Below are 14,676 nucleotides of genomic sequence, written 5' to 3'. Positions count from 1 at the left end.
TCCAGGTTCTCAGAACCGGATCGAGCAGCGTATCCCCGCCGGAATGGCGTTGCCCTTGTTCTCGACCTTGAGCAGCACGGTGAAGGTGCCGCTGGCGGCGTCCATCACCCTGTCGATGCGCCAGACCTTGGCCTGCAGCGGCTTGTCGCTGATGGCCTGGTTGACCGTGACCTGGGCGCCGGCATCGGCCTTGATCTGGCCGTACAGGCCGTCGGGCACGACCACCTTGACCACCAGCGGATCGATCTGCGCGAGCTTGACGATCTTGTTGTCGTTGATGCGGTCGCCGGGGCCGGCATAACGCTCGGCCACCACGCCGTCGAACGGACTCTTGATGCTGCGCTCGGCCAGGATGGCCTGTTGCAGGGCGACCTGCAGCTGCGCCTGGCGACTGCGCGACGTCATCTCGTCGTAGTCGCCGGCGGGCAGCAGCTTGCGCTGGTACAGGTCGGCGTTGCGCTCCACCACGCGGCCCAGGTAGGCGGCCTCGGCGCGGCGCAGCTGCAGCGTGGCCTCGTCCACATTGGTGTTCAGCTCGGCCACCACCTGCCCCTTCTTGACCTCGTCGCCGCGCTGCACCAGCACCTTGTTCAGCACGCCGGCCGAAGGGCTGCCCAGCTCCGACACCTGGAACGGCTCGATCAGGCAGGCCATGGGATGGCCCAGGCTGTCCGCCGGCGCGCCCAGGCTGGTCAGCGGCGGCAAGGCGGCATCGGGCGGCAGGCCCTGGGCCTGCGCGGCGCTGGCCAGCGCGGCGGCCAGGCCCAGGCAGGCGGGACGGAATGCGGCGGGAATCTTCATCTTCAACGGACCTCAGTCTCCCTGTCCGGAGAACGACAGGGAATTTTCCAATTCTTCGTCCGCGGACACCATGCTGCGGCGTTCGCGGGCCAGTTTTCTTTCGGTGCGCGCCTGCGCGTGGCTCAACCAGCGCGCCGCGACGGCACGCCAGCCGGGGAATCTCATCGCCAGCAGCGCATCCATCGGCCGCGCCCAGACGCTGTTCCTGACGCTGTCCAGCACGGCGTCCTCCAGCGACAGGATGGCCTCGGCATGGCCGGGATCGCCCTGGCGGCCGCTGCGGCCTTCGAGCTGGCGGTCGATGCGGGCGGACTCGTGCCGCTCGGTCAGGATGACGTGCAGGCCGCCGGCCTCGCGCGCGGCGTCCGACAGGGGAATGTCGGTGCCACGACCGGCCATGTTGGTGGCGATCATGATGCTGCCGATCTCGCCGGCGCGCCCGACCAGCGCGGCCTCGTCGGCGTCCTGCTTGGCGTTGAGCACGACCGCCGGCAGCGCCGCCTCGGCCAGCACCCGCGCCACGTCCTCCGACGCCGCCACCGAGCGCGTGCCGATCAGCACCGGCACGCCGCGAGCGTGCAGCGCGCGGCAGCGTTCGCGCACGGCCGCCCATTTGTCCGCCATGGTCCGGTGCACGCTGTCCGGCGCGTGGAGCCGGCGCGACTTGCGATGCGTGGGAATGCGCACCACGGGCAGGTTGTAGACGCGGCCCAGCTCCGCCCGGATCTCGGCGGCCGTGCCCGTCATGCCGGCCAGCAGCAGGTAGTGCTTGAAGAAGCGCTGGTAGCTGATGCTCTTGAGCGTGGCGCGCGGATCGCTCAGCTCCAGGCCTTCCTTGTGCTCGATCATCTGGTGCAGGCCCTGGCCCCAGGAACGGTCGGGCATGACGCGCCCGGTGAACTCGTCCACCACCATGACCTTGTCGTCGCGCACGATGTATTGCTCGTCGAGCCGGTACAGGTGCAGCACGGTCAGCGCGCTCAGGATCAGCTCTTCGCGCCGGAACGGAATGCCCCAGGGCGCCGGCAGGGCGGCGCAGGCCTGGCGCAGGTGCTCGCGCCCGGACTCGGTGAGCGCGGCCCGCCGCTGGTCCCGCTGGATCAGATAATGTTCCTCGCGCATGCCCGCCGCCAGTTCCATGGCCTGGGCAGTGACGGCGCCGCCGTCCTCTTCCTGCACACCCGAGATGATGAGCGGCGTGCGCGCCTCGTCGACCAGCACGCTGTCGGCCTCGTCCACGATGGCGAAGCACAGGCCGCGCAGGAACAGCTCGCCGACGCGCCCGTCGCCGCCGCGCAGCCGTTCCAGCCGCAGGCGGTCCTCGTCCTTGTCGTCGTCCAGCACGATCAGGTCGCGCAGATAGTCGAAGACCAGGGTCTTGTTCGAGCAGTACACGATGTCGGCCTGGTAGGCACGGCGCCGCTCGGCCGGATCCATTTCCATGCTGACCCAGGCCACGCTCAGGCCCAGCGCCTGGTACAGCGGCGTCATGATCTGCGCGTCGCGCTCGACCAGATAATCATTGGTGGTGATGACATGCACCGGCAGCCCGGCCAGCGCCGCCGTGGCGGCCGGCAGCGTGGCGGTCAGCGTCTTGCCCTCGCCGGTGTTCATCTCGGCCACCATGCCCTGCAGCATGGCCCAGCCGCCCAGCAGTTGCACATCGAAATGCGCCTTGCCCAGCGCCAGCCTGCCCGCCTGCCGCACCAGCGCGAAGGCGCGCGCGGCGCCGGCCTGGGTGATGCCGTTGCAGCGCAGGTCGAAGGCCACCTCGTCGGCGCGCGCGCGCACGCCGGCCAGATCCAGCTCGGCCAGCCGGCCGGCCTCGCGATGCACCTGCGCCAGGATGCGGCGGGTGCGCCACAGCGGCTGGCGCCGCTTGCGCGCCAGCCAGCGCAGCGCCGCCGTGCCCCAGGCCTCCAGCTTGTTGGCGTGCCGCTCGCTCTCCCTTTCGGGATAGAGCGGGTCGGGCGCCAAAGCAGCACAAATATCCATTTCAGTCATATCCACGAAGTGGAACGTCACAACTTGGCAAAACCGTCACGACCAGGGCCACACGGATCCGGCTATGCCGGTCCGTAGTGGCGCCCCCTTGAGGGGGAAGCGCGCAGCGCTGCGGGGGTGGGTTTCCTCCATTAGAGTTTTAGCTGGCGCAGCACCATCTGGCGCACGGCGTCATAGGCCTGCAGCGCGATCGGCCGGGGCTCGTGGGAGAACTTCACGTAGACGCGCGCGCCCACGTAGCCGCGCGGCGCGTCCGGCGGCAATTGCAGGTCCATGACGAACAGGTTCTCCGCCGACTTGGCCCGCCCTTCCTGCGACTTGCGCGGATCCACGCCGATGCTGCCGCCGCCCTGCAGGCTCAGCGCCATGCTGGGCAGCTCGTCGGTGGCCGACGGCACTTCGCGCAGGACGCGCGCCTCGAACACGCGGCCCGCGTCCTGCACCAACCGCACGCGCACGCCTTCCAGCGAGCGATGGATCCGCTCCAGGCTGGACTGCGGCACCACCACGCGCACCGTCTCGGCCTCGGTCAGCACATAGCCCAGCAGCTCGCCGCGCTGGACGTAGCGGCCTGTCATGTCCTCGGGCTGGGCCGAGACGTAGCGGCCGGCGTGCCGGCTGCGCACCTGCTGCGACTGCACCTGTTCATCGACCGCGCGCTTCTCGGTCAGCAGGCTCTGCCATTGATGGCGCGTGATGGCGGCCTGCACCGGGTTCTGGGCATGGGCCTGCACGTAGCGTGCCTGGTACTCGTCGACCTGCGCGGCCAGCATGGCGTCGCGCCGCTGCAGTTCATCGTTCTCCAGCGCCAGCAGCGGCGCGCCCGCCGCCACGAGCGCGTCGTCCGCCGCCTGGCGCTCGCGCACGAAGCCGGCCACCGGCGCGCGCACCTGGGCCGACGGCGGCACCCAGACCACGCCCTCGGTATCGGTCGAGGACGGCATGGGCACGGCGCCCGCCAGTCCCGCCGCCGCCAGCACGCAGAGCGCGGTGATGGCATAGGAGCGTCCCCGGCGCGCCTGGATCTGCGGGTCGGTGAACAGCTGCCGCGCCAGCCGCCACAGCGGCATGACGATGGTGTTCAGGATGGCCCAGCAGGCCAGCAGGACGCCAAAGAAAAAGAACTGCCCCGCCACCAGGAAGATGGCCAGGAACATGATGAACATGCGGTAGACGAAGGACAGCAGCGCGTAGCCCACGAACCACCACTGCTCGCCCCGGCTGGCGCGCGGCGCCTCGACGGCGGCCAGGCCCAGCACATAGCGCTTGAACAGATAGCCCAGCCAGGCATTGGCGCGCTGCCCCAGGTTGGGAATCTCGATGGCGTCCGACAGCACGTAGTAGCCGTCATAGCGCAGCAGCGGATTGCCATTCATGAAGAGCGTGGACACGCCGCACAGGATGATGACGTTGTAGGCCACGGACCGGCCCAGGCCCGGCTCCAGCTGTGTCCAGGCGATCATGGCCAGCGCCGCCAGGAACAGCTCCACCAGGATGCCCGCCGCCCCCACCAGCATGCGCCAGCGCTTGTCGGCGAAGCCGGCCGCCGCCGATGCGTCCACGTAGGGAATGGGCACCAGCAGCAGGAACATCAGCCCGATCTCGTGGACCTCGCCGCCGCGCGCCTTGACCGCGCAGGCGTGGCCCAGCTCGTGGACGGCCTTGACCAGCGGATACACCAGCGCCATGGCCAGCACGTTGCCGGCCGAGAACACCTGGTCCCAGACGTTGTGCGTCAGCGCCTTCCAGTGCATGGCGCCCAGCGAGGCGCCGTAGAGCACCACGGCCAGCCACAGCAGCCCGCCCACCCAGGTGAACAGCCAGCGGTAGTACGGCAGCGCGGCGCTCAGCCAGCGGTCGGGATCGAGCAGCGGCAGCTTGAGCGCGCTGGGATTGCCGACGTACTGCTTGATCTTCTGCGCCCGCTGGCGCCGGCGGCGCTGCACCAGGTCGCGCACGTCCGGCGCGCGGTCGGTCATCAGCACGTCGGCGCGGTGCAGCTGGGACATCAGGCGGATGACTTCGTCCTGCGGCATGGCGTCGTCGTCCAGCTGGGCGCAGGCGGTCTCCCAGATCTGCTGCACGCTGCGGCGTCCGTCCATCAGGCTGATCAGCAGGTTGGCCTCGGGCGTGTAGCGGTGGAACTCGCCGTTGCTCTGGTCCTGCATCACGTACCAGACCTGCCCCCGGTAGGTGTGGCGCTGGATGTGGATGTGCGAGCGCAGGCGCGGCCGCAGCGCGCTGACGCGGTGCCAGGAATTGCTGTAGAGGGCGGTGGCCGTCATGTTCCGCTTCCTACCCGAACCAGGCCCACCACTTCAGGCGCAGCCAGTCCATGAAGCCGTGGGTCCAGATCCAGGCGTAGCGGCGCTCGCCGATGTCGATACGCCCCACCCCTTCCATGCCCGGACGCAGCGTGGCGCTCTCGCCCGGCGCCAGGCTGGCCTCCAGGCGGAACACGGTCTTGCCTTCCTGGACCTGGGCCAGCGGCACGATGCGCGTGACCGTGAACGGGATCTGCCGGTCGGGCATGGCGGCCAACGCCACCCTGCCGGTCTGCCCCACCGCCACGTCGTCGATCTGGCGGTCCTCCACGTCGAGCCACAGGCGGTAGCCGTCCAGCGGCGAGAGCTTGAACAGCTCCTGCCCGCGCTTGACCGCCTCGCCCAGCTGCTGGCTCAGGTCGCCGCTGACCAGCACGCCGTCGAACGGCGCGCGCAGGCTGGAACGCTGGATCTGCTGCCGGTAGAACTGGATCTGGGCCATGGCCTGGCGCGCCTGCGCCTGGGCGATGGCGGCGGCGGCGCTGTCGCCGCGCGCCATGGCCTCCTCGCCCTGGCGGCGGTACTGCACCTCCAGGTTGCCGGCGCGCAGCAGCTCCAGCTCGGTCTCGCGGGTATCCAGCACGGCCAGCACGTCGCCCTGCCTGACCTCGTCGCCGGCGCGGCGGGCGGCCTCGGCGATATAGCCCTCGAACGGCGCCGCGACCACGCGCTGCACCACGCCCTGCACGGTGGCGGACGCGCCGACGCGGTAGGGGCCGTGCGCCAGCGCGGCGAACAGGACCAACGCCACCGCGGCCAGCACCAGCAGCTTGCGGCCGATGTAGCGCGCGCCGAACAAGCGGCCCGCTTCGCGCAGCAGCGCGTCGCGACCCTTGCGCCACAGCGGCCGCTCCTGGCGCAGCCGCTGGTACAGCACCCGGCCCGCCAGCAGCGCCACGCTCTGGCACAGCTCGATGTCCTGGCGGTCGAAGCCGCGCCCGTCCGGCCGCTCGAACAACAGGGCGCCGCGCGCCTCGGCGTCGGGCGCGAAGGGCACGGTCAGCACATGGCGGTTGCCGAACTCGCGCGCCAGCTTGTGGTGGGCGCGCAGCTGGATGGTGCGGCCCTCGTCCAGGGGCAGGCAGAGCGTGGTGTTCTGGTCCACGGCCTCGTCCATGGCCTCGGCCACCGCCTGCACCAGGTTCATGTTCTGCACCAGGCGGCTGCTGTGCGACAGCGCCTGCACCTTGATGCGCCCGTCCTGGCGAAAGCCGATGCTCACGCGGTCGCATTCCATGCGGGTCGCCAGGTCGGTCACCAGCGTCAGCGCCACGTCCTTGAAGCGGCCCTCCTTCAAGGCGCGCGCGACGCTGTTGACCACATACATCAGCCGCTCGATGGTCAGCGCGCTGTCGTTGCGCTCGCCCTGCAGCAGCCAGGCCTCCAGCACGCCGGCCCCCCAGCGCAGGGCCTGCACCACGGGCTCGGGCGGCTGCGGCGCGGTCTCGAAGGCGGCCACGCCATGCAGGCGGCCGCCCAGCACGATGGGATAGGCCACGGTCAGCGCGCGGCCGTCGGCGGCCACGGCCGTCTCGCGACCCTGCAGGCAGTCGTCCACCAGGTTGTAGAAACCCGGCCCGGGACGGCTGCCGGCGGGCGTGGCGGCCGCCACCTCGAACGGCCCGGTGTCCGGCTCGCCCAGGATCAGCGCGCCATGGCGCAGGTCCGCGAGCTGGCTGGCCTGCAGGGCCACCCAGGCTTGCAGGAACGCCTGCCGGTCGGCGCTGGAAGACAGCGCCGACCACCAGGCCAGGTCCGCGCGCTTCACCTGCGCGGCGACGATCGGATCATTCATCCTCGCTCAGGGCCTGCGCCTCCTCCAGCGGCATGTCCTGGCGGATCATGCGCACTCCGGTCTTGCGGCGGGCCTTGTTCTCCCATGTATTGGTTTTGGAATTGAACACCACCGAGCCGGTCGCGCCCAGCGCGCCGGACAGGCCCAGCACGCCCACGCCAGCCGCCAGGGCCGCGCGCTCGTCAGGCTCCCGCTCCGGCTCGGCGGACGGCCGGGGCGCCGCCTCGCCGGCGGCTGCCTGCGGACGCGGATCCTGCTCCTGCCCGCTGGCCTGCGGCTCTTGCTGCTGCTCATCCTGCTCCTGACGCGCGCCGTCCCCCGGTGCTTCCGTCCCGGCCGCGCCGGACGGCGCCATGCTCCGGCCTGCGTCCGACGCACCGGCGCCGCCGCGCATGCTGACTTCGCCAGGCGCGGCATCGCCGGCAGCATAGATCGAAATGCCGCCGTCGTGGCGTTCGATGACGATATCCGGACGCTCCGGCGCCACGCTGACGCGGCCGCCATCCTGCGCGGCGTGGCCGGCGGACAGGAAGGCCACGCTGCGTTGCGTCCAGGCGCGCTCGAAGACCGGATGCGGCGCATGCCCCAGCGTGCCGGGCCAGGAATACAGCGCTTCCAGCGAGCGGGTGATCAGGTCGGGCGAGTTGCCGCCCGGGCCGAAGCGCGTCAGGTTGACGATGCGGCTGCCGGACTGATCGAAGTAGATGGCCGCGAAATCGCCCACCATCACGTCCTTGGAGAAACTGCCCCGGAACATGTCGGAACCGCTGCCGCCCAGCATGAAATTGCCGCCGGTGCCCGCCAGCAGGATGTCGTTGCCGCCGTAGGCGATGTCCAGCGTCTCGGCGACGCTGAAGCGATCGTTGACGAACGTCACCCTGCCGTTGTCGCCGAACATGACGTTGGATCCGGCGCCGCTTTCCAGCACGTCGTTGCCGACGCCGCCGATCATCACGCCTTCGCCATTGTTGTAGAGCGAATTGTTGCCCCCCTGCGAGGGGAAGGTGGAGGCGAAGGACAGGATGCGCCCCGCCGCCGTATACAGCGCCTGCGCCGCGTTGCCGGCCATCAGGTTGAAGCCGCCGGCCGCCCGGATGCTGTCGTCGCCCATGCCGCCGAACAGCACGTTGCGCCCGCTGCCAACCGAGATGGCATTGCTGCCCGTCGCCGCCACATTGATGGTTTCCAGCGCGAGCAGGCCGGCGCCCGCCAGGTAACGGGCCTCGCCGCCCGGCGCGGCGGGATCGATGAAATCGCCCCGGTCGCGCAGGTAGTTGACCGGCGTCACCGTCACGATGCGGCCGAAGTTGGCGAACACGATGTTGTTGCCGTCGCCCGCGGTGATGGTGTTGCCGCCCCCGGCCAGCCGGTCCGCCGCCGCGCCCACCGCCTGTCCGGCGGCCTGGTCCGGACTCAGCACCAGCGTCAGCGCGTACAGCGAACGCAGGTCCGGCGAGCTGCGCATGTCCATGGGCGCCCCCAGGTCGATGTTCAGGCCGGCGTTGCCGAACACGATGTTGTTGCCGTGGCCGGCGTGGATCGTGTTGTTGCCGCCGCCGCCGGCGATCAGGTCGTTGCCCGAGCCGCCGTGGATCAGGTCGTCGCCAGCGCCGCCGTACAGGATCACGCCCTGGGTCGCCCCGCGCGCGTCCAGCACGTTGTTGCCCGCCCGGCCGAAGGCCAGCGCCTGGCCCGCCACCCGGTGGCCCGGCGTGGCGGTGTAGTAGCGATCGTCCTGGCTGGTGGAGCCGAACAGCAGCACCGGCCGGCTGGCGCCGCCCACGGTATCGCCCTGGACCACCAGCGTGTTGTTGCCGCCGCCGCCCTGCACCAGGGTCACGGTGCCCACCGGCGCATGGCGCACGGTGTAGGTATCGTCGCCCTGGCCCAGCATGGCGTTGACCGACTGCACGCCGTGGAAGACGATGCCGCGGTCATAGCCATGGACGCCGGCTTCGCTGGCCTGGAAGATGCTGCCCGCCGCCGCGCCCACGCCCGGCGTCATGCCCAGCCCGGTGATGCGGCCGAAGTCGCCCGCCTGCGGGTTGTTGTACAGCCGGCCCAGGCCGCTCAGTTGCCCGGCCATGTCCTGCATGCCCACCTGGCCGGTAAGCGTGCCGTCGTCGAACAGGCGGATGCGGTTGTTGGCCGCCGCCGTCGGCGCCTGGCCGGTGTTGCGCGCGCCAAGCGGCGCGTCGGTTTCCCCGGGCAGGCCCACGCCGGCGCGCAGCGCGCCGTCGTAGTCCGGCTTGTCCAGCGCGCCGCCCTCGATCAGCAGGCTGCCCTGGATGCCGGACACATCATGCGGCTGGTCCGGATAGTTGGCGTAGCTCACGCCCGTGACCGGATCCACGACGATCGCCGGCTGGTCGGTGGCGCGCGGGGCGCGCACCTTGCCCGGATCGTTGGGCGGTCCGGCGTGGCCCGGATCGGCCACCGGCACGACGATGGACGGCAGGGCCACATCGTGCATGCCGGGCAGCGTCGTGAACAGCGTGGCCGACAGCCGCAGGTCGCGGCCGGCCAGGCTCGCCGGCGGCAGGCCGATGCCCGTGCCATCCTCCAGCTTGACCAGCACCTGCCGGGTCGTATCCCAGCCCTGCCCGCCGGCGCCATTGGCGTCGAACGCCAGCACCACGCTCTCATGCCAGGTCTGGCCGCCGTCGGTCGACAGCAGCAGGCCACGGCCCTGCAGGCCCTGGCGCACGGCCGCCAGCCCATCGGCGACGGACAGGCCCGTGCCTTGCGCCAGCGAGCCGTAGAGCGCGGACGCCAGCATGGCGCTGGTCAGCGACACATAGGCCTGGCCGCTGGCCGGACGCGGCAGGATGCCCGTGTCCAGGTTCACCGACAGCGCCAGCGGCGCGCCGCCGCCGTTCAGCGCGCCCGGCTGGGCGGTGACGACGACCGGCTGCTTGCCGTCCAGCACGCCGCGCGAGCCATCGCGGCCGCTGACGATGGTATTGCCCGCCACATCGCCCGACAGGTCGAAGGTGTTGCTGCCGCTGCCGCCGATCAGGGTGGTGATCACATTGCTGCGCGTGGACAGCACATAGATGTGGTCGTTGCCTTCGCGCGCGTCCAGGTTCACCCGTTGGATGTTCTGGTAGCGGGTGTTCAGCCCCGCGCCACGCAGGCCTTCCTGCGTCAGCGCGAAGGCATCGTCCTCTTCCGTGCCCAGCGTGGTGTAGGTGTTCACGCCCGCGCCGCCGTCGATGGACAGTTCGCCGTTGACCACATAGCCGCGCGCGCCGCCGGCCTGCGCCTGATCCTGCTTGAAGGCGTAGACCATGAAGGCGTCGTCGCGCTTGCCGCCATGCAGCGCCAGCGGCGCGGCATTGCTGTAGACGCGGAACACGTTGACGCTGTTCTCGGCGCCGTAGATCGTCATGCCATGGCTGTTGCCGCGCGACAGATAGCCCTGCGTGGTGCGCACGGTATCGATCCGGTCGCCCTCCGCCACGCTGGGCGGCAGCCGGTCCAGCCCATACAGCTGGCCGATCTGGAACTCGTTGCGCTTGGCCGGATCACTGCCGCGGCCGCCGTCGATGACGACCTGCGTGCCGGTGTCGTCGATGTAGAAGCGATTGCCGCCGTCCACCGCGTTCAGGCGCAGCCCGCCCGTGCTGGTCCGGTCGTAGTTCACGCGCTGCACCGCGTCGGCGTAGCCCGCGCCCTGCGGCGTCAGCTTGGCCAGATAGCCGGCGCGCAACAGGAAGGTCTCGTCCTGCGCGGTGCCATTGATGGTCAGCTGATTGACTCCCGCCAGGTTCTCGCGGCCCTGCCCGTCGGAATGATGGACATTGATCAGCACGGAGGTCAGCGCCTCGGCCAGATTGACGATGACGCGGTTGGAGCCCGCGCCGCCGTCGACGTCGACGCGATCGACCTGGCCGGGAACGGTCTGCTGGCTGCTCAGCGACGGCAGCTGGTCCAGCACGATGAGGTCGTTGCCCGCTCCCCCGGAAATCGACACGCCGCCCGCCAGCGCCCGCGCCGACAGATAGATGTAGTCGTCGCCATCGCCGCCCAGCACCGTCGCCCCAGCCCCCAGCAGGATCCGGGACATCCAGATCTTGTCATTGCCGGCGCCGGATTCGACGTGCAAACGGCCCAGGAAGTCCGCCATCGACAGGCTGATGAGATCCTGGCCCTTGCCGGTCAGGATCGTCGTCGCGCCGTGCTGGACGGTCTCGGACAGCAGCACGCGGTTGTCGCCGTCGCCTGCGTCGATCCGCAGCATGCCCTGGCCGACTGTCCGGGTCAGCGTGATCTGGTCGGCGTCCCTGCCGGTGGTGATGGACGTATCGCCGCCCATCGTGACCGTGTCCAGCGCGACGACATTGGCGCCGTCTCCGGCGTTGATCGTCAGGCCGCCGGTCAGGCCGCTGTTGAGCAGCGTGATCTGGTCCGCGTCCTTGCCGGTCGTGATGGACGTATCGCCGCCCACCGTCGTGGTGTCCAGCTTGACGATATTGCCGCCGTCGCCGGCGTCGATCGTCAGGCCGCCGGCCAGGCCGCTGTTGACCAGCGTGATCTGGTCCGCGTCCTTGCCGGTCGTGACGGACGTATCGCCGCCCACCGTCGTGGTGTCCAGCTTGATGATGTTGCCGCCGTCGCCGGCGTCGATCGTCAGGCCGCCGGCCAGGCCGCTGTTGACCAGCGTGATCTGGTCCGCGTCCTTGCCGCTCGTGATGGACGTATCGCCGCTCACCGTCGCCGTGTCCAGCGTGACGACGTTGCCGCCGTCGCCGGTCAAGATGGACAGTCCGCCGCCGACGCGCGTGCCGATCACGGATACCGTGTCGTCGCCCGCGCCCGTCTCGATGCGCACGCCGCCCGAGGTTTCGGTAGACTGCAGCGCCACGCGGTCATCACCGTCCTGCGTGGACACCGTCAGCAGCTGCTGCGCGATCAGGCGCGCGCGGATCTCGATATCGTCCTGGCCGGACCCGCCCAGGATCTGCATCGTGTTGCCCTGGGTCAGCAAGCCGTTGCCGTCCAGCGCGCCGCCAGCGTCGGCGGTCGCGCCGAAGCGGACGGTGTTGGCGCCGGTCTCGCTGCCGTGGATGACGATTTCCGGCGCCAGCAGGCGACCGTCTATCGTGATGGCCGAGGCCTTGCCGTAGGCGCCGCGATCATCGCGGTCCACGCGCAGGTTCATGCGCTGTCCGGCCGAGATCAGACCGCCGGGCTGACCATTGGACGAAGCGGCGACATACAGGTTGTTGCCGGCCAGCAAGCTGGCCACGCCCACGGCGCTGAGCGCCGAACCGGCCGCCACATGAATGTCCCCGCCCACGCCGGCCGCGCTGGAGCGCGCCGCCAGCCAGACGTTGCGCGCCTCGATCCGGCCCACGTTGAGCGCCAGCGTCTGCGTGGCGCCCAGCGCATCGTCAGCCTGGGCCACCTGCACCAGCGCGACGTCGCCGCCGGCCGTGGCATTGAGCGTGGCCTGCGGCCCGATGGCCGCCACGATCAGCGCGTCGTTGACCGCCGCGCCCGCCGCGTCGGACTGGCCGTAGCCGCCGACCGAGCCGGCCGCCGTGAAGTACAGGCTGCCGCCAATGACGACCGGATCGGCGCGGCCGGCGGACAGGCCCGGATGCGCCGTCTTGTCGTTGACGATACTGGCCAGGCTGCTCAGGCGGATCTCGTCGCGGTTGCGCGATTCCACATGCGCCAGCGCCAGGTCATGCGCGCCCAGCTGGCTGATCGCCACCGACCCTTGGGCCAGCGCGATCAGATAGCCCGACAGATCGGTCAGCAGCGTCTGCGCCGCCACGCCGATGCCGCCGGACAGGGTGCCCAGCCAGGCATTGCGCGCGGTCAGCGCGGTCTGGCCCGGCGCCGTGCCGTTCAGGATGTCTTCCAGCGCGTAGATCCGCGCGTCGCCGCGCAGTCCATTGCCGTCCGCCACCGTCACGCCGCCCAGGCGCAGGCCATGCAGGCCATAGACGTTCAGGCTGGTTCCGGCCTGCGCCTTCAGCACGGCCTGGCTGTCGCCGGCCGACAGATTGACCAGCACGGGCGAACCTTCCGCCGACAGGTCCGCGCCCAGCTGGCCGACGGACTGCCCCGCGATCAGGACCACCTCCCGCGCATAGCCCAGCGCCGCCAGCGCCTGCGCGCTCAGCTCGCTGAGCGTGACGTTGGCGTACTGGCGCTGGCCCGCCGCCGTGGCGTTCAGGATCGACTGCCCCGCTTGCAGCGTGACGTTGCCGCTGGCGATCACCTGGCCCACGCGCAGGTTGGCGTCGGCCTGGTAGCTGGAGCCGGCCTGGGCCGTTCCCTTGGTATTGGCCAGCACCAGGTTCAGGTCGACGCCGCCCTGCTGCGCCACCCGCGCCACGCCGCCCGCCTCGACATAGAGCGCATGGCCCGCGCCCAGGTTGAGTTGCAGCGCCTTGGCGCCGTCGTACTGGTAGATGCCGTTGGCGTCGCGCGTGCCGCCCACGATGTCGCGGTTGGCGACCAGGCTGACCTGGCCCTGGCTTTCCAGCGTGCCCGCGTCGGTGCCGATGATGGAACCGCCCTGGGCGCTGACCGTGATGGTGATGCCCTTGGCGGCATGGATGTCGCCCAGGCGGATGCTGCCCCGGGGCGAGTCCAGGCCCACCGTGGTGTCGCTGTAGGCCGACACCACGCCGTCGACCGCCTGTACCGCCAGCGAGCGGGTCAGGTTGATGGTGAGATAGCGCGGATCGCGCATATCGCCCACCAGCGCGCCCGTCTTCAGCTGCTGCGCGCTGGCGCCGTCCTGCGCCACGAATGGCACTTCGACGGCCTTCCAGACCGGGTCCAGGAAGCCGCTGCCGATGTCCACCACCTGCAGGCCGGCGGTGCGGGCCGCGGCGATGTTCGCCTGCAGCTGCGCCAGCTGTCCGCCGGTCGCGCCCTCCAGCATCCGGCTGTTGTAGACGAACACCTCGCGGCTGTTCTCGAACAGGCCAAAACGGTCGGCGAACAGGAATTGCAGTTCGGAGCCCGCCGCCAGCCTGGCGCCGAGCTGCAGCGCGGCATCGTTCGAGAACATCGGATTGACCGCCCGCCACAGGCTGGCGTCGGTGAAGTCCACCTGGGCGCGGTCCAGCGGCACCGTGCCGGCGGGCCCGATGTAGCGGTACAGCGTGTGATAGACGCCCGCCAGGTTGGCGGCATTGGCGCGCGACAGGATGGCCTTGTCGGCTTCCGGCAGCGCGTCGAAGATGTTGGCGCGCTGGTCGCCGCTGATCGTGCTCAGGTCGGGCAGTTTCAGCGTATATTCGCCCAGCCGCGCGCCGATCGAGCCCTGGCCCGAGGTGCGCAGCGTGATGCCCTGCCCCGCCTTCACGTTCAGGAAGCGATCCGCCGGCGGCACGCCTTCGGACTGGCTGTCGATGTCGAAGACCTTTTCGTTGATGGTGGCCGACACCGGATACAGCAGGTTGTTCTCGATATTGCGCAGCGTCGCCGCCGAGAAATAGAAGAAATACCCCGTCTGGTAGCTGCTGCCGTACAACGCGATCTCGTCGGCCGTCTGCGCCGGCGCGTCGGTCTTCTGCACATAGTTGCGCACATAGGCCTGCGCGCTCGCCAGGTCGGCGGCCTTGAAGTCCACCGTGACGGCCTTGCCCATGCCGGGATACAGGGCCAGCAGCGCATCGTTCTGGCCCGCGCCGGTCTGGTAGAGCATGGCGTCGGCCAGCGTGGCCGCCAGGCGGATGCTGCCGTCGGCGCCGACGATGGCGTAGTAGGCCGTGTCGGCCCGCA

Annotated in this window: 5 protein-coding genes (1 of these 5 cut by a window edge); all 5 read right to left on the bottom strand. The window is 70.4% G+C overall.

Annotated elements, in window-relative coordinates; all coding sequences use genetic code 11:
- Nucleotides 1–9 precede the first annotated feature (9 nt).
- Nucleotides 10–801, bottom strand: coding sequence for an efflux RND transporter periplasmic adaptor subunit (locus AC6LJ9_RS00050; RefSeq protein WP_498146020.1), 792 nt, complete (start codon nucleotides 799–801; stop codon nucleotides 10–12).
- 12 nt (nucleotides 802–813) lie between these two features.
- A complete protein-coding gene (locus AC6LJ9_RS00045; protein ID WP_498146019.1) occupies nucleotides 814–2,796 on the bottom strand; it encodes a preprotein translocase subunit SecA in 1,983 nt (660 codons plus the stop codon).
- A 140-nt stretch (nucleotides 2,797–2,936) separates the two neighbouring features.
- A complete protein-coding gene (locus tag AC6LJ9_RS00040) occupies nucleotides 2,937–5,090 on the bottom strand; it encodes a hypothetical protein (RefSeq protein WP_212314029.1) in 2,154 nt (717 codons plus the stop codon).
- Nucleotides 5,091–5,100: 10 nt separating this feature from the next.
- A complete protein-coding gene (locus AC6LJ9_RS00035) occupies nucleotides 5,101–6,924 on the bottom strand; it encodes an efflux RND transporter periplasmic adaptor subunit (RefSeq protein WP_498146018.1) in 1,824 nt (607 codons plus the stop codon).
- Nucleotides 6,917–14,676, bottom strand: the final stretch of a protein-coding gene (locus AC6LJ9_RS00030) for a DUF4347 domain-containing protein (protein ID WP_498146017.1). The gene runs 23,977 nt beyond the window's last position; only the last 7,760 of its 31,737 coding nucleotides appear in the window; its start codon lies beyond the right edge, outside the window; it ends in the stop codon at nucleotides 6,917–6,919. Before AC6LJ9_RS00030 ends, AC6LJ9_RS00035 begins: the two co-directional genes overlap by 8 nt.

It is taken from the genome of Achromobacter sp. 1011811831 (genome assembly GCF_059760905.1).
This window is presented reverse-complemented; position numbering and strand designations above follow the sequence as displayed.